The following is a 22,289-nucleotide window of genomic DNA, read 5'->3' on the forward strand; positions in this document are numbered from 1 at the left end:
AGCTTTTTCCCGATTGAATCAGCGGATAGGGATTTTCATAAGAAAATCTTCGCTCGTATCGGGTAATAAATAAGGCGCAGCTTTTCCGATGAAAAAATATTGTAAGTGTAAATATGTCCTTCGTATTTTATGAGGGGCATATTTATTTTATACTTTTTCAAATTGCAAGGTGCTATTCTAACCAGAAACTCAGATATGTATCAGATTTCCTGAACAAGTAACACAACTTCCTACTTTCAATTTTTTGTGTTAAACTATTAAACAGTATGTAAAAGAAAGAGCAGTAATATGAGTATTATCAATGTAAAAAATTTATCCCATAGCTTTGGCGAGCGCGTGATTTTTGAAAATGTGTCTTTTCGTCTGCTTAAAGGCGAACATGTCGGGCTTGTCGGGGCAAATGGTGAAGGAAAATCCACCTTTATGAATATCATCACAGGTGCTTTACAACCTGATGAAGGAAAAGTGGAGTGGTCTAAAAAAGTTCGCGTGGGTTACTTGGATCAACATGCAGTCTTACAAAAAGGACAAACGATTCGGGATGTTCTTTCAAGTGCCTTTCAGTACCTTTTTGATATTGAAGCGGAAATTAATGAGCTTTATCTGAAGATGGGAGATGTGCCCCCAGAAGAGATGGATCAACTTTTGGAAGAAGTCGGCGAACTGCAAGATATTCTGGAGCAAAGTGATTTTTATCAAATTAACTCTAAAGTAGAAGAAATCGGGCGCGGACTTGGTCTTCACGAGATTGGTTTTGAGCGTGATGTTGAAGATCTTTCTGGTGGCCAACGCACCAAGGTTCTTTTGGCAAAACTCTTGCTGACAAAACCCGAAATTCTGATGCTGGATGAGCCCACAAACTATTTGGATGAAGAACATATTGCATGGCTTAAACAGTATCTTCTGGACTATGAAAATGCCTTTATCTTGATTTCGCATGACATTCCTTTCCTGAGCTCTGTCATTAACATCATTTATCATATGGAAAATGGCTCCTTAGACCGTTATGTTGGTAATTACGAAGATTTTCAATCTGTCTATGAAATGAAGAAAAAACAAGAGTTAGCTGCATATAAACGTCAACAGGCAGAAATAGCAGATCTTAAAGATTTTGTGGCGCGAAATAAAGCACGTGTAGCTACACGAAATATGGCCATGTCCCGTCAGAAAAAGTTAGATAAAATGGACATGATTGAACTAAGTGCCGAACGACCAAAACCGCAATTTGACTTTAAAAAAGGTCCAACTTCAAGTAAACTTATTTTTGAGACGAAGGATTTAGTTATTGGTTATACTGAACCTTTATCTCGTCCGCTTAACTTGCGAGCTGAACGTGGACAGAAAATTGTTTTTACAGGGGCAAATGGGATTGGTAAAACAACACTCTTGCGCAGTATCCTAGGCGAAATAAAAGCGCTTAGTGGTGAAGTTCAACGTGGTGAAAAGTTAGAGATTGGCTACTTTGAGCAAGAAGTCAAAAGCGATAATGGAAAAACATGTTTGGAAGAGATTTGGGACACTTTTCCGGCAATGAACCAAGCAGAAGTTCGTGCAGCACTTGCGCGTTGTGGCTTAACCAAAAAACACATCGAAAGTAAAGTTGCTGTTTTAAGTGGGGGTGAAAAAGCTAAAGTTCGCCTGTGCAAATTAATGAATGCTGAAAGCAATGTTCTTGTCCTTGATGAACCAACTAACCATTTGGATGTGGATGCCAAGGACGAACTCAAGCGTGCCTTGCAAGAATATAAGGGAACAATTCTTTTGATTTCCCATGAACCAGAGTTTTACCAAGATGTGGCTACTGAAACTTGGAATTGTGAATCTTGGACAACAAAAGTACTGTAAAAAGTACTTTTTGTTTTAGCAAATCAGAGTGATGATACGCAAGGAGCGCAGCAAGTTATGAACCATCACTTGCTTAAAAAGGTCAATTTTATCTATTTTTGGGCTTGGCTGTGTCTGTTCTCTTACTTCTTCTAAAAAAATACGATTTTTTATAATCTTTTTCGTAAATTCATGGAAAAAAGTTGTATAATTGTAGGAGTGTAATTAATCAGTTTTTTTAGGAGAAAATATGGAACAGCAAATCACAGGAAAGCCAAGTAGTACTTTCAAAAAGTTGACCCATTTTTTTATTGTTGATAAGGTTTTTCTCGTATCCTTTATAATTGCGGTGATTTCAGTAAGCATGGGTGGCGTCCAGACTGAATTTTTTGACGATAAAGTTATCGTCACTGTTTTTGGTCTCATGTTGGTTATTGCTGGTTTTCGCTCTACAGGTATTTTATCCTACATCGGCCAAAGCTTAGTCAAGAGAAGTAAAACAACGCGTCAGCTTGTACGATTTACCACAATGCTGGCCTTCTTTTTTGCTTTATTTTTTACTAACGATTTAACGATTTTGACTATCTTACCTCTTTATTTAACCATTACACGAGAGATAAAAAATCGTAAATCGGTCTATATCGGTGCAGCTATGATTGTTCCGGCCTGTCACACAGGGTCAAGTCTTCTTCCGCAAGGAAATCCTCATAATCTTTATCTGTATTCTTTCTATCAAAACCCAGATCATCATTTGGGACAAGCCTTGACAAATTTAGAATTTTTCAAGGGGACGGGCCTACTTTGGCTTGCTGGTTTGCTTCTTCTCAATTTGGCCTGTCAATTTATTGATAATGAGCCTTTGGTCATTGAGACCAGGGTTAACACGTTTAAGCGACTGGAAATTTCAGTCTTTATTGCCTTGATGGTCTTGATGGCAGCGGCAGTCTTTGGTTATGTGAACTTTTATTTAGCTGTAGCTGTCGTGACTGTTATTGTTCTTTTTTACCGTCCAGCTCTCTTTAAAGGGGTAGATTACCATCTGCTCTTTACCTTTGTTTTCTTCTTCTTAATTGTGGGAAATATTGCTCATATCCAAACTTTAACTGACTTTATTCGCAATGCCTTTGTTGGTCCACAAATGTCCTTTTTGGGTACGGTTTTTATGAGTCAAATTATCTCTAATATTGCAGCTCCGATTCTTATTTCACCTTTTACACCTCATGCTATTTCAGTTGTTATCGGTGCTGACATTGGAGGCATTGGAACGCTTGTGGCCTCAATGGCAACTTTGATTGCTTACAAGATTATCCGCATACAAGCAAGGGGAGAAACAGCAGGATTTATAAAATATTTTGCTTTGGTAAATGCAGGTTTTCTTGCAGTCTTAGTGGTGATAGGTTTAATCATTGTTAGCCTTGGAACTTAAAATAAAAACATGTAGTGAGGCGCTGCATGTTTTTTCGTATTATAAGATATGGAAAAAATATCAGAATACATCAGAGATAATTTAAAAATAATTATCGGAAGTCTTACAATTGTAGTCGTTCTAGGTGCTCTTTATCTGGGTAAGCAAGAAAAAAGCAGCACTAAGAAGTCAGACAATCTTGAATGGTCTGCTGTAGATAGCAAAAAATCAAAACCGGAAAAAGAAGTTAAGGAGGGAAAAAGTGTTGAGGAGGATATTTTTGTTGATGTCAAAGGAGCCGTGCGAAAGCCTGGTGTCTACAAGCTTTCAGCCAAACAGCGTGTATCTGATGCAAATGCACGTGCTGGGGGCTTCACTGAAGAAGCAGAAAGAAAGGCTATAAATCTTGCGAAAAAGCTGCAAGATGAAGCAGAGGTCTATGTTCCTGCACGTGGAGAGGTGGATACAAGAAAACTGTTGGAAGGAGAGACTGGAGGAACAGCTGAAAGCGAGAAAGAGGAAAAATCAAAAATAAACCTTAATACAGCTGATTTGGCGGAACTGCAGCAACTTAGTGGCGTGGGCGCTAAAAAAGCACAAGATATTATCGACTATCGCTCTGAAAATGGAAACTTCAAGAGTGTGGAGGACTTGGGAAAAGTGAGCGGCTTCGGTCCCAAAACTTTAGAAAAGTTAAGAGACTCAATAGTTGTAGATTAGGGGAAGACTGCAGGTAGCATATGAAGCAAAATTTTTCTCTTATTTATTTGATTTATCTTTTGGTTTTATTTTACTTTCTTATTTTCAGCTTTTCCTGGCCACTGTGCATTCTGACTTTGGCGAGTACGGTTCTTTCTTTTTATAGAGGTTATTATGGCTTACTCTTGATCTTGTTGGGTTTTGCCTTGTTTTTCTTCTGGGTTAAAGAAACGGAAAGAATAAAAGAAAGTAGACAGCCAGACAAAATTTCTAAGATTAAACCCTATATTGATACAATTGAAGTCAATGGGAGTCGATTAAGTTTTAGAGGAGAAACAAGTGGACAAGATTATCAAGTTTTTTATACTTTTAAAAGTCAAAAGGAACAAGAATATTTTAAAAAGCTAGATGTAAACGTCCTTATTTACTTTGAAGGGCAGCTAGAAGAACCTGAGGAGCAGCGTAATTTTTCGGGGTTTGACTACAAAAAGTATTTAAAAAGTCAAGGAATTTATCGTCTGGTACAGTTAGAAAAAATTCAAGGGATTGAGCGTTTGAACGGTTTTGACATGCGCCTTTTACGCAGGCAAGCTATTCTTTGGACGCAGGAACATTTTCCAAAACCCATGTCCTCTTATATGACAGGTTTACTTTTTGGCTGGCTGGATAAAGATTTTGAAGAAATGAATGACATTTATACAAGTCTTGGTATTATCCATCTTTTTGCGCTTTCGGGTATGCAGGTAAATTTCTTCATTGAACTGCTCCGAAAAATTTTGCTAAGACTGGGCTTGTCCCAATCTATTGTATTTTTTATCCAAGTCCCCTTTTCAATTTTTTATGCTTTTATTACAGGTTTATCTGTGTCGATTTTACGTGCTCTGCTCCAAAAAAATCTTCTCATGAAAAGAACGGTTGATAAATTTTCCTTGACTTTTATTCTTTTGCTTTTGTTTAAGACCAATTTTTTAATGACAGCAGGGGGACAGCTAACCATGATTTACTCCTTTTTACTGGTCATTTTCTCTGGGAAGTTCAACCATGTCAAAGGAATCAAAAAAACCTTGCTTGATTCTACGGTATTAGCTGTTGGTGTACTTCCACTTTTAATTTTTCATTTTCACAGTTTCCAGCCTTTATCTATCTTACTGACCCTATTTTTCAGTTTAATCTTTGACTTTTTACTCTTGCCGGGCTTACTTCTCATTTTCCTCCTTTCATTGCTGGGCATCAATTTGATTTTTTTTAATGACTTTTTTATATTTTTGGAAAGTATAATAAAAGTTGTGGAGTCTTTGTTCCAGTATCCTTTGATATTAGGGAAGCCGGACGTTTTATTTTTACTTTTACTTTTTGGATTTAGCGGTCTTTTTATTGATTTTTACAAGAAAAAAACTTGGAATCTAGTGTTATTTTCTGTACTTTTTCTATTGTTTTTCCTCGTTAAAAATCCACGACAGGCAAGCATCACGATGGTGGATGTGGGTCAAGGAGATAGCATTCTTTTGCAAGATAAATGGAACCGGCGAAATATTCTCATTGATACTGGGGGAAAACTCAACTTAGGCTCAGATGAAAGTTGGAAAAGCGCCTCCTATAAAAGTAATGCGGAGAAGACACTTATCCCCTACCTTAAATCACAGGGAATTGGGACTGTTGAAACTCTAATCTTGACTCATCCAGATGAAGATCATATGGGGGATTTGGAAATATTGTCGCAGAAGATGAAGATAAAGCATATTTACATCTCTGAAACAGCCTTGAAGAAAAAAAGTTTTGCTAAAAAGTTGTCCAAGTTAAAAAGTAAGGTCCATTTTGCACGAGAAGGGGATAAACTCCCAATATTTGATGGTCATCTTCACTTTTTAGCCACAGGTCTTGAAGGAAGGAGTAACAACGATAACTCTCTCGTAACCTTTGGTGAATTTTATGGAAAAAAATTTTTGTTTACGGGGGATTTGGAGGAAGAAGGGGAAAGGGACTTGCAGAAACGTTACCCCAACCTGCAGACGGATGTTTTGAAGGTCGGTCATCATGGGAGTAAGAGTTCTTCAAAAGTAGAGTTTTTGAAAAATCTTAAGCCGAAGATTGCTCTTATCTCTGTGGGAAAAAACAATCGCTACAAGCATCCTAGTCAGGAAACCTTAAAGAACCTGTATGCGGAAAATATAAAAATTTATCGGACTGATCAACAAGGTGCAACACGATTTATTTATAAAAAGAAGGGCTGGGTCATTCAAACGGTTAAATAATTTCTGTAAAAAAGAGTATGTCAAATTGTATGACAAGAACTCTTTTTTTGATTGAATAGACATAAGATTATAGAGATATGTAATATTTCTTATGTTATAATAGTAGGAAACGTTTACTTGGGTAGATAAAAGTAAATAGGATAGGAGGAAAAATGGCTATTATAAATGTTGAGTATTACTCTGAAACACTAGGAATGAATCGTAAATTTAATGTGATTTATCCAGAGTCCAGTAAGACAGGAAAAGAAGTGAACAGTGACATCCCTGTACTGTATCTCTTACATGGAATGTCAGGAAACGAAGATTCATGGTTGATACGAACAGGGATTGACCGATTGATTCGACATACTCAGCTTGCACTTGTTATGCCCTCGACTGATTTGGGTTTCTATACGAACACAAGCTACGGCATGAAGTATTTTGATGCGATTGCTAAGGAATTACCACAAGTTCTTCATAATTTCTTTCCTAATCTAAGCACCAAAAGAGAGAAAAACTTTATTGCAGGCTTATCTATGGGAGGATATGGCGCCTTCAAGCTGGCTTTGGCAACAAATAATTTCAGTTATGCGGCCAGTTTATCAGGGGCCTTGGACCTGTCAGACTTGAAAGAACAAAGTGCTGAAAATCAGGCTTATTGGACAGGGTTATTTGGAAATCTTGACCAGTTCAATGAGAGTGAGAACAGTATTCTCTATCTGGCAGAGCATCATGTAGGACCGCAACCTAAACTCTACAGTTGGTGCGGAGAACAAGATTATCTTGTAGCAGGAAATGATCGTGCATCAGCTGTACTTGAAGATAACGGATTTGACTTAATCTATAAGAAATCTCCTGGAACGCATGAATGGTATTATTGGAGCAAGCAGATTGAAGAAGTTCTTAAATGGTTGCCCATTGAATATAAGCAAGAGGAACGCCTAAGTTAAAAGAAGTTAAACTTATAAAAATAATGAATAATAAGAGAAAGTTCCTAAAAACTAAAACTGTTCATAAAGAAAACGTTTGCTCAAAAAAGACCGAACAATTGCAGATGAAATGTATGATAATCTTAGGTTAAGTTTTGACAAACGGATTGAATAGGACTATAATTTCATAGTAATAAAAATTTGCGAAAAATCGCATATAGAAAGAGGTCATTAAATGACAACAATCTCAATTGAAGCTCTTAAGGCAGTAGCTATTGGTATTAGTGCACTTGGTGCCGCTATCGGTGATGGATTGATTGTATCAGCATTTATTAACGCTGTTGCACGTCAACCGGAAATGGAAGGTAAGCTTCGTGGAAGCATGTTCCTTGGTGTCGCCTTTGCTGAAGGTACGTTCTTTATTGCTTTGGCTATGGCTTTCTTGTTCTAAAAAACGTTGATTTAACTTATTTATTCAACAATTATTTAGAAAGGAAGACGAGTTATGGAATCGACATGGACATTTAATGTTGGACCAGTGACTTTTGATGGTGTCATTCTCTACATGACAGCTTTGACCGTTTTAATTGTCTTTGGTTTGATTTATTGGGCAAGTCGCAACATGCAACTTAAGCCTACAGGTAAGCAAAACGTCCTTGAATGGGTGGTTGACTTTATTAACGGCATCGGACGTGAAAATCTAGGTGCCAAAGAGTCTCCAAAATATGCCCTCATGAGTTTTACGCTCTTTTCTTTCCTTCTGATTTCAAATATTATTGGGCTGGTGACTAAAATCACTGCACCAGGAGATGTTAGTTTATGGCGCTCCCCAACAGCCAACTCAACAGTTGACTTGACCTTAGCGATTTTAATCGTTGTACTTGCCAATACTCTTGGTGTAAAACAGTTTGGCTTTAAAGGTTATATTAAAAATTCCTTTTGGAAAGAACCGAAAGTCATGCTTCCGATGACAATTATGGAAGAATTTACAAATGCTTTGTCTCTGGGGCTTCGTCTTTACGGTAATATTTTTGCAGGTGAAGTCCTTTTAGGAATAATTGCTGAGATGATTCATTCGGGATGGTTCCTTCTTCCTGTTGTTTGGATTTTGGAGATGGCTTGGATAGCATTCTCAATCTTTATTTCAGCCCTTCAGGCTTATGTATTTGTTCTTTTGACAAATCTTTATATCAGTCACAAAATTTTAGCAGAACACTAGGAAAGGAGTAGAAATGCTTACTACATTATTAGAAACTGCTCCGAACACAGTTCTGGGGAATATTATCGTTGTCAGTGGTGCCTTTATTATCTTGCTGCTCTTGATTCGGAAATTTGCATGGGGGGCTATTACTGGAATCTTTGAAGAACGTGCAAATAAGATCAGCAACGATATCACAACTGCAGAACTGTCAAAAAAAGAAGCAGAAACATTATTAGCGCAACGTGAAGCTGAGCTTGCGGGTTCAAAAGAAGAAGCTGCAAACATTATCCAAACAGCTAACGATACAGCTAAACAAAATCGGGCAAACATCTTAGCTCTAGCCAATGAAGAAGCGGCAAACGTGAAGAAACGTGCTCAGGAAGATATTGAGCAAGAGCGTAAAGAAGCCCTAAGTTCGGTTAAGGGAGATGTTGCGGATATCTCTGTGCAAATTGCTGAGAAGCTCATTGGACAATCTTTGGACGCGCAGGCACAATCAGAACTTATTGACAGCTATATTGCTAAACTTGGCGAATAGGAGGTTGGTTGTAAATGACAACAGTCAATGCTCAAAAATACAGTAAAGCCCTGCTTGAAGTTGCGGAAGAACGGTCTCAGCTAGAAGTCATTCTACCTGAGGTAAACGAACTGACGCAGCTTTTTAAAGAAGAGAACCTGGCTTCATTCTTTGGGGCAGAGGTTTATTCTGCCTCTGCAAAATCGCAAGTCATTGACATGATTAAGGAAAATGCCTCAGACTTGATGAAAAATTTCCTTGATACTGTGCGTGCAAACGGACGTTTGGCAGACTTGTCAGACATTCTTGTTGAAGTCAAAAACACAGCAGATGACATGTTTAAGATTGCAGATGTAGAGGTCGTTTCAAGTGTCAAGTTAACTGAAACACAAATCGAAAAATTTGTTGCTCTCGCTAAATCGAAATTTGATTTGAACGAAGTAACAATCGTGAACACAGTAGATGAAAAGATTGTCGGTGGTTTTATCGTAAATTCACGTGGAAAAATCATTGATGCTTCTGTCAAATCACAATTGGCAAAAATTGCCAAAGAGATACTATAGTTATCTCTTATTTGGGAAAAATTCTCAGCCATTTAACATGAAAACTCAGAAAGGAGCAAAATACATTTGGCAATCAAAGCGAATGAAATCAGCTCACTGATTAAACAACAAATTGAAAATTTTACACCAGATTTTGAAGTCGCTGAAACTGGTGTTGTCACATATGTTGGTGACGGTATTGCCCGTGCCTATGGTCTTGAAAATGCGATGAGCGGTGAGCTTGTCGAGTTTGAGAACGGCGTATATGGTATGGCACAAAACTTAGACAGTACAGATGTTGGTATTATCGTACTTGGTGATTTTCTTAACATCCGTGAAGGAGATACAGTAAAACGTACAGGTAAAATCATGGAAGTTCAAGTCGGTGAAGAACTCATCGGTCGTGTTGTAAATGCACTTGGACAGCCCGTTGATGGCTTAGGCGACATCAATACAGGTAAAACACGTCCTGTTGAAGCTCCAGCTTCAGGTGTTATGCAACGTAAATCAGTTTCAGAACCACTCCAAACTGGACTAAAAGCCATTGATGCGCTTGTACCAATCGGTCGCGGCCAACGTGAGTTGATCATCGGCGACCGTCAAACAGGTAAAACATCTGTAGCTATTGATGCGATTCTTAACCAAAAAGGGAAGGATATCATCTGTATCTATGTCGCTATCGGTCAAAAAGAATCGACAGTTCGTACACAGGTTGAGGCTCTCCGTAAACTTGGAGCGATGGATTACACAATCGTTGTAACAGCTTCAGCATCACAACCCTCACCCTTGCTTTACATTGCCCCTTATGCTGGTGCAGCTATGGGTGAAGAATTTATGTACAATGGTAAGCATGTGCTTATTGTCTACGATGATTTGTCTAAACAGGCCGTGGCTTATCGTGAACTTTCACTCTTGCTCCGTCGTCCACCAGGTCGTGAAGCTTATCCAGGGGATGTCTTCTATCTTCATTCACGTCTTTTGGAACGTGCAGCGCAGTTGAGTGATGATTTAGGTGGAGGGTCGATGACTGCCTTGCCTTTCATTGAAACACAAGCTGGAGATATCTCTGCCTATATCGCGACAAATGTTATCTCCATCACAGATGGACAAATCTTCCTTGAAAATGACCTGTTCTACTCAGGGGTTCGTCCAGCTATCGATGCCGGTTCGTCTGTATCACGTGTCGGGGGCGCAGCCCAAATCAAAGCGATGAAGAAAGTTGCTGGTACACTCCGTCTGGACTTGGCCTCATACCGTGAGCTTGAAGCCTTTACACAATTTGGTTCAGACCTTGACGAGGCGACACAGGCTAAACTCAATCGTGGACGTCGTACAGTTGAAGTTTTAAAACAACCTTTGCACAAACCACTTCCTGTGGAGAAACAAGTCCTTATTCTTTATGCATTGACACACGGACATCTTGACGATGTTCCTGTAGAAGATATTCTTGATTTTGAATCAAAAATGTTTGATTTCTTCGATGTAAACTATGCTGACCTTTTGCAGGTTATTACAGATACTAAAGATTTACCAGACGAAGCAAAACTTGATGATGCGATTAAAGCCTTCAAGAAAACTACAAATTACGTTAAATAAGGAGGTTCATTATGGGCGCTTCACTTAGCGAAATTAAAGCAAGAATTGCTTCAACAGAAAAAACAAGTCATATTACTGGGGCCATGCAGATGGTCTCCGCAGCAAAGTTGCAAAAGTCAGAAAAGATTGCAAAAACGTATCAGATTTATGCAGACAAGGTACGCCAAGTGACAACAGACTTGGTTGCTGCAGATCGTGGGCCTTCTAAAAATCCAATGATGATTAAACGTCCAGTTAAGAAAACAGGATATTTGGTCATCACTTCGGATCGTGGTCTTGTAGGAGGTTACAACTCTAACATCTTGAAGTCAGTCATGAACAAGCTTCGAGAAAAACATCAAGGACCAGAAGATTACTGTATTCTTGCCTTGGGAGGCGTGGGAGCAGATTTCTTCCGTTCTCGGAAAATCAAATTATCCTATGAATTACGTGGTTTGACTGACCAGCCAAGTTTTGAGGAAGTACGCGAGATTGTAGGTCACGCGGTGTCGCTTTATAAAAAAGAAGAGTTTGATCAGCTTTATGTGTGTTACAACCATCATATTAATTCATTGACAAGCGAAGTACACATGCAAAGAATGCTGCCAATCACTTTTGATGAAGCAGAGGAAGTAGAAGAAACAGTGGCGCCAGTCAGTTTCGAGTTAGAACCGAGTCGTGAGGCTATTTTGGATCAATTATTGCCACAATATGCTGAAAGTATGATTTATGGCGCGATTGTTGATGCAAAAACGGCAGAACATGCAGCCGGAATGTCAGCGATGCGTACGGCCACAGATAATGCGAAAACACTGATTAATGATTTGACAATTCAATACAATCGTGCGCGTCAAGCAGCAATTACGCAAGAAATTACGGAAATTGTTGCAGGAGCTTCAGCGCTTTAAGTATGAAGTAATCTTTCTCAAAGAATTAAAGACAGAAAAATAAACTAGGAGGAAAAACATTGAGTTCTGGTAAAATTACTCAGGTCATTGGTCCTGTTGTTGACGTGGAATTTGCGTCAGATGCGACTCTGCCTGAGATTAATAACGCCCTCATCGTGTACAAAGATGTAGACGGCGTGAAAACTAAAATCGTCCTCGAAGTTGCTTTGGAACTTGGTGATGGCGCAGTGCGCACTATCGCTATGGAATCAACAGATGGCTTAACACGTGGGCTCGAGGTCCTCGATACAGGAAAAGCAATCAGTGTGCCTGTTGGTAAAGAAACACTTGGACGTGTTTTCAATGTGCTTGGAGATGCTATTGATGAAGGGAAGCCTTTTGCTGAAGATATAGAACGTAGTCCTATCCACAAGAAAGCTCCTGCTTTTGATGAGCTATCAACAGCTAACGAAATTCTTGTTACAGGGATTAAAGTCATTGATTTGCTTGCACCCTATCTTAAAGGCGGTAAGATTGGCCTGTTTGGTGGTGCCGGAGTTGGGAAAACAGTTCTTATTCAAGAGTTGATTCATAACATTGCCCAAGAACATGGTGGGATTTCCGTATTTACGGGTGTTGGAGAACGTACACGTGAAGGAAATGACCTTTATTGGGAAATGAAAGAGTCAGGCGTTATTGAAAAAACAGCCATGGTCTTTGGTCAAATGAATGAACCACCTGGAGCACGTATGCGTGTTGCTCTTACTGGTTTGACAATTGCTGAATATTTCCGTGATGTGGAAAAACAAGACGTTTTGCTTTTCATTGATAACATCTTCCGTTTCACCCAAGCGGGTTCAGAAGTATCTGCCCTCTTAGGACGGATGCCATCAGCTGTTGGTTACCAACCTACATTGGCAACTGAAATGGGGCAGCTTCAAGAACGTATCACTTCAACAAAACAAGGTTCTGTAACATCGATCCAAGCGATTTATGTCCCAGCCGATGACTATACTGACCCAGCGCCAGCAACAGCCTTCGCTCACTTGGATGCAACAACCAACTTGGAGCGGCGTCTCACTCAGATGGGGATTTATCCAGCTGTTGACCCATTGGCTTCTTCATCTCGTGCTCTTACACCAGAGATTGTTGGTGAGGATCACTATGCGGTCGCTATGGAAGTGCAACGTATTCTCCAACGTTATAGAGAATTGCAAGATATCATTGCTATCCTTGGTATGGATGAATTGTCTGACGACGAAAAAGTATTGGTTAACCGCGCACGTCGTATTCAGTTCTTCCTTTCGCAAAACTTTAACGTTGCTGAAACATTCACGGGTATTCCAGGCTCTTATGTACCGGTTGAAAAAACAGTGGAAGACTTTAAGGCTATCTTGGATGGCAAATACGATGAAATCCCAGAAGATGCTTTCCGTGGCGTAGGTCCAATCGAAGACGTTCTCGAAAAAGCTAAAAAAATGGGTTACTAGGATAGGAGGTTGCCGAGATGAGTGAAAATGTCATGGCTGTTCAGGTCATCACTCCTGCAGGTGTCATTTATGATCACCATGCAACCTACATTCTTGCGCATACTATCGGTGGCGATATGGGGATTTTGCCCAATATGATTTCAACCATCGCTGGTTTACAAATCAGTGAACTTAAGGTGCGTCGCCCTGATGATATGAAGCATGTTGATTATATCGCTGTGAATGGTGGAATTATCGAAGTGAAAGAGAGCTTGATTACTGTTATTGCAGACTCTGCCGAACGCAATCGAGATATTGATGTTCCACGTGCTGAACGTGCGAAGCTTCGTGCTGAAAAAGAACTTGAAGAAGCAAAAGCAGCGCATAAAGCTGATGAAGTTAAGCGTGCAGAGGTGGCACTTCACCGTGCGATTAACCGTTTGAATGTATCGAAACACTATTAATAAATCTCAAAACATCTCTCAGTGGATGTTTTTTTATTTTTTAACAGAAACGTAACAAAAAATCGAATGAAAATGTTAAAATGTAAAACAGAAGACAAATTTTACGTTAGTTTTCACAATAAGTTACAGAATAATTAATAAAGTTTTTTCAAACATCATGTGGAATAAAAGAGGGGAAAAGTGTGAGAAAGGAGGAAAATATGGCTTTGGGTTATTGCGAAGAAGTAATGCAAACTTTAGAAGTTCTTGAAGAAACGCTTAATCAATTTGAAATTTTGAAGATAGAATTTTTAGAAGAAATTCAACATAAAATCGATTATCGTTCGGCCTTATTGGCCTTTGCATTACCAATAGTTGTTCTTTTTTTCTACCTTGCGAACGATTTTTCTTTCATTGAGGGACAGCCAGAACGCTCTATTCTGGAGGCTTTTCTAGGGACATTCATTGTTAGCTTTTCCCTGTGGGCACTGGGCGTTTTTTTGAACGGTTTACTTAAAAAAGTATTTGGGAGTGACGCATTACCTATAGGGAGAAAAGCCCTCGTCAAACAGATTTTTCCAAAATATAGTCGAAAAAGAAAAGAACTTGTTGATGATGTTGAAAGAATCTTAGACTGTCAAACCTTGAAAAGTACACCGATTCCAGAAAGATATCTAAATTTGAAGAGCATTGACTACATCATTCGAGTTTTAAAACTAGAGGAAGTTTCTAGTCTACAAGAAGCAGTTGAATTACTGGATTTGGAAGTCAAAAATTCTCGGATTCAACATACTTTGACAGATAAAGCAAGTACACTTCGTGCTACAGAAATTATCAATGGTGACATGGGGCAACTTTTCTTTGAAGATTTGCTTAAGACAAGCCCGCATATGAGAAAATAAATTCCAGAAGTTTCTGGAGAAATGTTTATATACCGTTTAAAGGGGGTGTGAACAAAAAGGAAAACATTAGAAAGGAGTTTTGAAGCTATATGAGAAATAAAAAACAAGTCATCAGTTTAACGGTCGCTTTAGTTGGGAGCATCACAACAAGTCCTGCCCCTCTCAAAGCACTCTCTCTTTCCGCTGCTGATGGGATACAAGGGAGTACGGCAGCATATAACATGGTCTTGCCAGAAAACTTTTCTCAGGGTGCCGAGCAGGATATGGGCAAGAACGTCTGGGACCTATCGGAGAACCACACAGGCGATAAAAATCTTACTTTCCATTTAACGCATGAGGAGGCGAACATTGATACGTCAACGGCAGGGGGGCAAGAGGTATCAGAAACTCCTGATTTAATCGTACCGCCAGTGACGACTGAACCGCCACACCCCATTACACCAACAATGCCACCGCTAATACCGATAAAACCAGATATAACCGTTCCGACGATTCCGCCAGTAACGGTAGAACCGCCTAAGCCTATTACACCAACTGCTCCACCACTAATACCAATGCAACCTGATTTCACTCTACCAACTGTAGCACCACTTCTTCCAGAATATCCTGCCCCAATCACGCCAGTCGTTCCTATAGGAGAGCTTGAAAGCTTGGGACAAGAAACATCTAATCTTCACGAGAGGGCTGATGAGAAGAGTAAAAAAGAACAAGTGGAAAAGTTGCTCAATAAGGGAATTTCAAAACCACAAGTCTCTGCTTCTCATACAGCAACTTTGTCAGATAAAGCGTACACTCGCTTAGGTCAAGGACTTGTGGCTTTGGAAGGAGAACAAACGGCAAAAAATACAAATATTCAAGATGAAGGAAGCCAGGTCGAAAAAGAAGCAGTGCGTAAGCATTCTATTGCAGTTAATGCTGCCAGTGCTGGCGGGGCTGTCACAGGAGTTTGTGCTTCTGCCTTATTTCTAAGCGCGTTGAAAAAACTCAGCTGGTTGCGGCAATTTTTTGGAAAGTGAAAAGAAGAAATCTCTGAAAGAAGGGATTTTTTTGATACACTTCAACAAGTAAGGCTTATCTCAAACTTGCTGAGCGGGTTTAGCCAATGTGAAGCGTCTGCACAGGCAAGTCAAGAAAAGAGTGAGAACTAAGCTAGAAATCAAGTCTCTTGGGTAACAGAAGTTATTTTTCTCTGTTCAATTGCTGTGAAATAAAGTATAATATTAAGATATAGAATAGAAAAAAGACAAGGTGAATTCATGGTTGAGATTTATTTAGTAAGGCACGGAAAAACAATGTTCAATACAATCGGTCGTGCGCAAGGCTGGTCTGACACCCCTTTGACAGCAGAGGGGGAACGTGGTGTTATGGAATTAGGGCTAGGCTTCAAAGAAAAGGGATTAAAATTTGATCGCGCCTATTCCTCTGATTCCGGAAGAACTATTCAAACTATGGGCTTCATCTTGGAGTATTCAGACAATCAAAATATTCCTTACAAGATGGACAAGCGCATCCGTGAGTGGTGTTTCGGCTCCTTTGATGGAGGTTATGATGGAGAGCTATTTGATGGGGTTCTTCCGATTGTATTTGATGAAAAGGATTGGAGAGCTACTGGCAAATTTCCGACAGATGAAGAACTGGCGCGTGCAATCTATGAAGTAGATACTGCAGGCTGGGCTGAAACCTGGGAAGAACTCTCTGGACGCATCATGAGTGGCTTTGCGGATATGGCTGCTGAATCAGAGGCCGCTGGGGCAAAGAATATCGTTGTCGTGAGTCATGGCATGACCATTGGGAGCTATGTCAAGATGCTTCAGCCCGATATGGAACGCCCGTATAATTTAGACAATGGCTCTGTGACACATCTTAGTTTTGAAAATGGGAAGTTTGAAGTTGGAGAAATTGGTTCCATGGCTTACCGTAAGCTTGGAGCAGAAGTGATGAAAAATGCAAAGACAGACTAAAAAGAAAAAATTAAAAAAAGGAAGAATTTTTGGAGGGATCTTTGTTCTCCTAAGCTTTATTTTTCTGTGTGTGCTTGCCGTGAATAAACTTCAATCACAAGGCACTAAAGAAACGACAAGTTCGAACAAATCGGCAGTCTCAAGTCCCAAATCTGAAAACAAAAAGTCAGATTTACCAGAAGCACATCAGTCAGATTGGAATTTAATATTGGTGAATAGAGCGCATCCTAAAGAAGAACTCTCTCCTCATCTAACAACCGTTGCTGGTGTTCAAGTGGACAGCCGCATTGCGGAAGCTCTGGAGAAATTTTTAGGAGCGGCTCAAGCCATTGATTCTTCTGAGCATCTCATCTCAGCTTATCGTTCAGTAGCCTATCAAGAGCAACTTTTTAATGGCTACGTAGAGCGTGAAATGGCTGGTGCTGCAGGTTCGCTCAACAATACAGGACAGCCAATTTCCCGGGAAGAAGCAGAGAATAATGTCAAAACTTATTCACAGCCGGCAGGAAGTTCAGAACATCAAACCGGCTTGGCTGTGGATATATCGACAGTGGATGCCTTAAATCAAAGCCCCAAAGATGTTGTGGCAGAGCTGAGAAAGATTGCTCCGAATTATGGCTTCATTTTACGTTTTCCTGAGGGAGGAAAGTCTTCCACGGGAGTAGATTATGAAGACTGGCATTTCCGCTATGTAGGGATAGATAACGCAAAATATATGGCAAAACATGATCTTACGCTTGAAGAATATCTAAAATTACTGCCTCAATGAAAGGAAACATGTTTAAAAGGAACCGTACATCTATGTTGAACAAAGCGCATCTTGTTTTATATGCTAACCTTGCTTTATTTCTCTACACTCTAATAAGTGTAGCACAAAGGCTTTTAGCAAGTCCTAATCCCTTCACAACTGTTTTCCAAAATACAAGTCGTACAGTCACAAGTTTTATTAATCAAGTCTTAGCTCCAGTCGCACAATGGCAAAGTGTGATACAAATTTTACTTGTATTTCTAATCATTCTTTTGATTATCCGCTTTTTTCATGTCGGAATGCTGCTTTTGGAGGTTGCAGCAGCTCTGGTAATTATTGATTGGCTTTATCAGTATTTCACACAGCAGCAAAGTTTAAGTCTATTGTTTCCACTAGCTGTTCTCCTTGTCAGCTTGTTGAGTATTCGCTTTGTCGCCAAGGATATTGGGCTGATTTAATGACCAAAAGCCAAAAATTAGCACTCTATAAAAAAGAGTGCTAATTTTTTGGTCTTTTTTCTTGACAAGTTATCAAATAAGGGATATAATAATATTGTTAGCACTTAAGGGTATCGAGTGCTAAATGTGAAGAAAGGAGACAAGTATGATTACAGAACGGCAACAGCAGATTTTGAATTTGATTGTCTCTCTTTACGCCAAAGAACATACACCAGTAGGTTCAAATGCCTTGCTGGAACAAATTAAGGCTTCGAGTGCAACGATCAGAAATGACATGAAAGTGCTAGAAAATCTTGGTCTTATCCAAAAAGAGCACACATCGAGTGGACGTGTACCTAGTATTTCAGGCTATAAATATTTTATTGAAAATGTATTACGCTTGGAAGAATTTACACAAAATGATCTTTTCGAAATTATGAGCTCCTTTGACGGCGAATTTTACCGTCTTTCGGACTTATTTGAAAGGGCGAGTGAGATTTTGTCAAGTCTGACAGGTCTAACTTCCTTTGTACTCAATGTTCCTCAAAGCGAACAAGTTTTACAGTCTTTTGAGCTTGTTACTCTGGATAATCACTCTATATTAACAGTGATGGGTCTAGCGACAGGTGAGATTCGTACCAACCAATTTGTTCTTCCTAAAAGTATGAGTGAGCAAGATTTACAAATCTTCACCCATCTCATTAAGGAACGTTTGGTAGGTAAGAAGGTTTTGGAAGTGCATTACGCGTTACGAACGGAAATTCCGCAGATTGTTCAACGTTATTTTAAAGTAACAACGGACGTCTTAAGGCTCTTTGATACTGTATTTGCTGACTTACTTACAGAAAAGCTGACAAGTAGTGGGCGTGAACATGTTTTTGAGTTTGCGACGGACAACCTGTCTGAGCTTTATAAAATTTTAAGTGACGATGCGCGCATGGCGCAAGAAATACGAGCACTGACAAATACAGAGGAGATGCGTTCAGTAGTTATTGATAATGTATCCTATTTTGCAAACTTAACATTGATTAGTCAAAAGTTTGTCATTCCTTATCGGGGACTAGGGACCTTGACAGTTATCGGTCCTGTAGAACAAGATTATCAAAAAACCTTGAGTAGGCTGGACTTACTTGCTAAAGTCCTCAGTATGAAATTGATGGACTACTACCGTTACCTTGATGGGAATCACTATGAGATAAGTTAATATAATATGAAATTTTTTAAAAGAAAAGGAAACAACATGGCTGAAAAAAAGAAAGAAGATATGAAGAAAGTCCAGGCTGAAAAAGTGGATGAGGTGACTGAGGAAGCAGTTGAGGAACTCACAGAGGAAGCCCTTGAAGATATCGTAGAAGAAGAAGTTTCTGAACTTGACGAAGCCCTAGCGAGAGCTGAAGAATGGGAAAATAAGTTTCTCCGCATCAGCGCAGAAATCCAAAACATCCAACGTCGTGCGAATGAAGAACGTTCAAGTATCTTAAAATACCGTTCGCAAGATCTGGCCAAAAAGATTTTGCCAAGTTTGGATAACCTAGAACGTGCACTTGCAGTTGAAGGTCTGACAGAAGATGTTAAAAAAGGTTTAGAAATGACGCGGGAAAGTTTGATAAATGCTCTTGAAGAAGAAGGGGTAACAGAGATTAAAGCTGATGGAGCCTTTGATCCGAACTTCCATATGGCAGTTCAAACGGTTCCAGTTGATGATGAACATCCAGCAGATCATGTGGTTCAAGTCTTCCAAAAAGGGTATCAGCTCCATGACCGCATCCTTCGTCCAGCGATGGTTGTTGTTGCACAGTAAGAAAGCAAAGTGACCGAAATGTCCTTAAACTATAAGAATAGATAAAAAAGAATAAAATAAGAAGAGGTAAAGCATATGTCTAAAATTATCGGTATTGACCTTGGTACAACAAACTCAGCAGTAGCAGTTCTTGAAGGAACTGAAGCAAAAATCATTCCAAATCCAGAAGGAAACCGTACAACACCATCTGTTGTTGCTTTTAAAAACGGTGAAATTCAAGTTGGTGATGCTGCGAAACGTCAAGCAGTAACAAACCCTGATACAGTTATTTCAATCAAGTCAAAAATGGGAACAGATGAAAAAGTTTCTGCTGGTGGTAAAGAATACACTCCTCAAGAAATTTCAGCAATGATTCTTCAAAACCTAAAAGCAACAGCTGAAGCATACTTGGGCGAAAAAGTTGAAAAAGCAGTTATCACCGTTCCAGCTTACTTTAATGATGCGCAACGTCAAGCAACAAAAGATGCAGGTAAAATTGCCGGTCTTGAAGTAGAACGTATCGTTAATGAACCAACAGCAGCAGCGCTTGCTTACGGTATGGACAAACAAGACAAAGATGAAAAAATCCTTGTCTTCGACCTTGGTGGTGGTACATTTGACGTGTCTATCCTTGAGTTAGGTGATGGTGTCTTCGATGTGTTAGCAACAGCAGGTAACAACAAACTTGGTGGTGACGACTTTGACCAAGCCATCATCGATTACATGGTTGCTGAATTCAAAAAAGAAAACGGTATCGACCTTTCACAAGATAAAATGGCGCTTCAACGTTTGAAAGATGCGGCTGAAAAAGCGAAGAAAGACCTTTCAGGTGTAACTTCTACACAAATTTCATTGCCGTTCATCACTGCAGGTGCTGCGGGTCCTCTCCACTTAGAAATGACCCTTACACGTGCAAAATTCGATGAATTGACTGCTTCATTGGTGGAAGCAACTCGTGAACCTGTACGTCAAGCTCTTGCGGATGCAGGACTTTCAACATCAGATATCGATGAAGTTATCCTTGTTGGTGGTTCAACTCGTATTCCAGCAGTTGTTGATCTTGTGCAAAAAGAAACAGGTAAAACTCCAAACAAATCAGTAAATCCTGACGAAGTTGTTGCCATGGGTGCTGCTATCCAAGGTGGCGTTATCTCAGGTGATGTTAAAGACGTTGTCCTTCTTGACGTAACTCCACTTTCACTTGGTATCGAAACTATGGGTTCTGTCTTTACAAAACTTATTGAACGTAATACAACAATCCCAACATCTAAATCACAAATCTTCTCAACAGCAGTAGACAATCAACCAGCAGTTGATATCCACGTGCTTCAAGGTGAACGTCCAATGGCAGCGGATAATAAAACATTGGGCCGCTTCCAATTGACAGACATTCCTGCAGCACCACGTGGTGTGCCACAAATCGAAGTAACATTTGACATTGACAAAAATGGTATTGTTTCTGTTAAAGCGAAAGATTTGGGTACTCAAAAAGAACAAACAATCGTTATCAAGTCTAACTCAGGTATTTCTGATGAAGAAATCGACAGAATGATGAAAGATGCAGAAGCAAATGCAGAAGCAGATGCAAAACGTAAAGAAGAAGTAGATACACGTAACGAAGCAGATGCTCTTGTTTTCCAAACTGAAAAGACACTCAAAGAGCTTGAAGGTAAAGTAGACGAAGCTGAAGTTAAGAAAGCAGAAGAAGCTAAGGAAGAACTTAAAAAGGCACTCGAAGGCGATGATATCGCTGACATTAAAGCAAAATCAGAAGCACTTAGCGAAATCGCTCAAAATCTTGCAGTAAAACTTTACGAACAAGCAAGCGCTGAACAAGCAGCAGCAGGTCAAGCAGCGGGAACAGAAAATGATTCTAAAGATGACAACACTGTTGATGGTGACTTTGAAGAAGTGAAATAAGACAGTCAAAAGTAAAATTAAAAGTTCAAAGGGTTATATCCCTTGGACTTTTTTTGTGCCTTAATAACAGGTTTTATGTTGAATAGATTTATGCTCATCGGTGATGTTAATAAAAACAGTGATTTTTATTGGAATGCCTTGAGTTATTTGACTCAGGCTTATATGAAAAGCATTTTGTTTGTATTCGTTTTCATAAAATAGGATAATAAAAGTAGCAAAGAGTCTAGTTTTAAATTTTAACAGAAAGGAGGTTGTTATGCTCAAGATTTATACTGTATCTTCTAACCAGGAGACAAAGAAAGCGGAGAGTTGGTTGTATGCACATAGAATAAAATTTGTGGAAATTGACATTTTGACAGAGTTGGTTTCCACTGAAGAAATCTTACAAATCGTTTCCCTAACTGAAAATGGTATAGAAGAGATTATTTCTACAGAGACAAGGGCATTCACGCGTTTGGATATCGACCCTAATGGTCTGGGATTAGAAGACTTTATGGAACTGATAGAAGAAAATGCTACGTTACTAAAAGTGCCGCTTATGCTGGATGAAAAGCATCTTCAAATAGGTTTTGATGAAGGGGAAATGCAAAAATTTTTAAAGAAACCAAGTAAGAAAATTGTCGACTTGGCAAGTCAAGAAGTTCGAACGGGCTAGGCTCTGAAAAAAGAAATTGGGGCAAAAGTCTCAAAAATGAAACAAGCACTTAATCCTCTGTACAAGAATGCAAGGGTTAAGTGCTTTTTTGTTTGAGGGCTTTATTGGTAACTATTCTCCACACCATCATTTTTATGATATCACTTTGAATTTGGTAAGAAAAA

Annotated in this window: 22 protein-coding genes; all 22 read left to right on the plus strand. The window is 39.4% G+C overall.

The window, feature by feature from the left end; genetic code table 11:
* The first annotated feature begins 288 nt into the window (after positions 1–288).
* The 22 genes from B4H39_RS01960 (at position 289) to B4H39_RS02065 (ending at position 22,125) form a co-directional block, all read left to right on the plus strand.
* The gene (locus tag B4H39_RS01960; RefSeq protein WP_271328232.1) at positions 289–1,845 is read left to right on the plus strand and encodes an ABC-F family ATP-binding cassette domain-containing protein; all 1,557 of its coding nucleotides are present in this window, start codon (positions 289–291) and stop codon (positions 1,843–1,845) included.
* 229 nt (positions 1,846–2,074) lie between these two features.
* A complete protein-coding gene (locus tag B4H39_RS01965; protein WP_202231101.1) occupies positions 2,075–3,250 on the plus strand; it encodes an SLC13 family permease in 1,176 nt (391 codons plus the stop codon).
* A 48-nt stretch (positions 3,251–3,298) separates the two neighbouring features.
* On the plus strand, positions 3,299–3,949 hold the full coding sequence (locus B4H39_RS01970) for a helix-hairpin-helix domain-containing protein (RefSeq protein ID WP_251422724.1): 651 nt from the start codon (positions 3,299–3,301) through the stop codon (positions 3,947–3,949).
* A 20-nt stretch (positions 3,950–3,969) separates the two neighbouring features.
* Entirely contained in the window at positions 3,970–6,180 is a 2,211-nt protein-coding gene (locus B4H39_RS01975; protein WP_251422720.1) for a DNA internalization-related competence protein ComEC/Rec2, read from the plus strand.
* A gap of 152 nt (positions 6,181–6,332) precedes the next feature.
* Positions 6,333–7,109 carry an alpha/beta hydrolase gene (locus B4H39_RS01980; protein WP_251422717.1) on the plus strand — a complete coding sequence of 259 codons (777 nt, stop codon included), beginning with the start codon at positions 6,333–6,335 and terminating at the stop codon, positions 7,107–7,109.
* 214 nt (positions 7,110–7,323) lie between these two features.
* The gene (locus B4H39_RS01985; RefSeq protein WP_003135074.1) at positions 7,324–7,539 is read left to right on the plus strand and encodes a F0F1 ATP synthase subunit C; all 216 of its coding nucleotides are present in this window, start codon (positions 7,324–7,326) and stop codon (positions 7,537–7,539) included.
* Between the two features lie 54 nt (positions 7,540–7,593).
* Positions 7,594–8,307 (plus strand): F0F1 ATP synthase subunit A, encoded by a 714-nt coding sequence (atpB, locus tag B4H39_RS01990; RefSeq protein ID WP_202231105.1) that lies wholly within the window; start codon positions 7,594–7,596, stop codon positions 8,305–8,307.
* Positions 8,308–8,320: 13 nt separating this feature from the next.
* Positions 8,321–8,827 carry a F0F1 ATP synthase subunit B gene (gene atpF / locus B4H39_RS01995; RefSeq protein ID WP_202231106.1) on the plus strand — a complete coding sequence of 169 codons (507 nt, stop codon included), beginning with the start codon at positions 8,321–8,323 and terminating at the stop codon, positions 8,825–8,827.
* Positions 8,828–8,841: 14 nt separating this feature from the next.
* Complete coding sequence (locus B4H39_RS02000) at positions 8,842–9,369, plus strand: F0F1 ATP synthase subunit delta (RefSeq protein ID WP_251422714.1); 528 nt, start codon at positions 8,842–8,844, stop codon at positions 9,367–9,369.
* 66 nt (positions 9,370–9,435) lie between these two features.
* Positions 9,436–10,944, plus strand: coding sequence for a F0F1 ATP synthase subunit alpha (atpA, locus tag B4H39_RS02005; protein ID WP_202231108.1), 1,509 nt, complete (start codon positions 9,436–9,438; stop codon positions 10,942–10,944).
* 11 nt (positions 10,945–10,955) lie between these two features.
* Entirely contained in the window at positions 10,956–11,831 is an 876-nt protein-coding gene (locus B4H39_RS02010; RefSeq protein ID WP_202231109.1) for a F0F1 ATP synthase subunit gamma, read from the plus strand.
* Between the two features lie 59 nt (positions 11,832–11,890).
* A complete protein-coding gene (atpD, locus tag B4H39_RS02015; protein WP_202231110.1) occupies positions 11,891–13,300 on the plus strand; it encodes a F0F1 ATP synthase subunit beta in 1,410 nt (469 codons plus the stop codon).
* Between the two features lie 17 nt (positions 13,301–13,317).
* Positions 13,318–13,743, plus strand: coding sequence for a F0F1 ATP synthase subunit epsilon (locus B4H39_RS02020; RefSeq protein ID WP_202231111.1), 426 nt, complete (start codon positions 13,318–13,320; stop codon positions 13,741–13,743).
* A gap of 200 nt (positions 13,744–13,943) precedes the next feature.
* A complete protein-coding gene (locus B4H39_RS02025; RefSeq protein ID WP_251422708.1) occupies positions 13,944–14,624 on the plus strand; it encodes a hypothetical protein in 681 nt (226 codons plus the stop codon).
* Positions 14,625–14,713: 89 nt separating this feature from the next.
* Positions 14,714–15,640, plus strand: a complete 927-nt coding sequence (locus B4H39_RS02030) for a hypothetical protein (RefSeq protein ID WP_271328234.1) — start codon at positions 14,714–14,716, stop codon at positions 15,638–15,640.
* A gap of 240 nt (positions 15,641–15,880) precedes the next feature.
* Positions 15,881–16,585: a histidine phosphatase family protein gene (locus B4H39_RS02035; RefSeq protein ID WP_202231114.1), complete on the plus strand. Its 705-nt coding sequence runs from the start codon at positions 15,881–15,883 to the stop codon at positions 16,583–16,585.
* On the plus strand, positions 16,569–17,354 hold the full coding sequence (locus B4H39_RS02040; protein WP_251422702.1) for a M15 family metallopeptidase: 786 nt from the start codon (positions 16,569–16,571) through the stop codon (positions 17,352–17,354). Before B4H39_RS02035 ends, B4H39_RS02040 begins: the two co-directional genes overlap by 17 nt.
* An 8-nt stretch (positions 17,355–17,362) precedes the next feature.
* Complete coding sequence (locus tag B4H39_RS02045) at positions 17,363–17,791, plus strand: hypothetical protein (protein WP_286927480.1); 429 nt, start codon at positions 17,363–17,365, stop codon at positions 17,789–17,791.
* A gap of 145 nt (positions 17,792–17,936) precedes the next feature.
* On the plus strand, positions 17,937–18,974 hold the full coding sequence (gene hrcA / locus B4H39_RS02050; protein ID WP_251422696.1) for a heat-inducible transcriptional repressor HrcA: 1,038 nt from the start codon (positions 17,937–17,939) through the stop codon (positions 18,972–18,974).
* Positions 18,975–19,010: 36 nt separating this feature from the next.
* Positions 19,011–19,571, plus strand: coding sequence for a nucleotide exchange factor GrpE (grpE, locus tag B4H39_RS02055; RefSeq protein WP_251422693.1), 561 nt, complete (start codon positions 19,011–19,013; stop codon positions 19,569–19,571).
* A 75-nt stretch (positions 19,572–19,646) separates the two neighbouring features.
* Positions 19,647–21,470, plus strand: a complete 1,824-nt coding sequence (gene dnaK / locus B4H39_RS02060; protein ID WP_251422690.1) for a molecular chaperone DnaK — start codon at positions 19,647–19,649, stop codon at positions 21,468–21,470.
* Between the two features lie 256 nt (positions 21,471–21,726).
* Entirely contained in the window at positions 21,727–22,125 is a 399-nt protein-coding gene (locus B4H39_RS02065; protein WP_251422687.1) for a Spx/MgsR family RNA polymerase-binding regulatory protein, read from the plus strand.
* Positions 22,126–22,289 lie beyond the last annotated feature (164 nt).

The organism is Lactococcus sp. UBA7128 (genome assembly GCF_002492185.1).
Taxonomy (GTDB): Bacteria; Bacillota; Bacilli; order Lactobacillales; family Streptococcaceae; genus Lactococcus; species Lactococcus muris.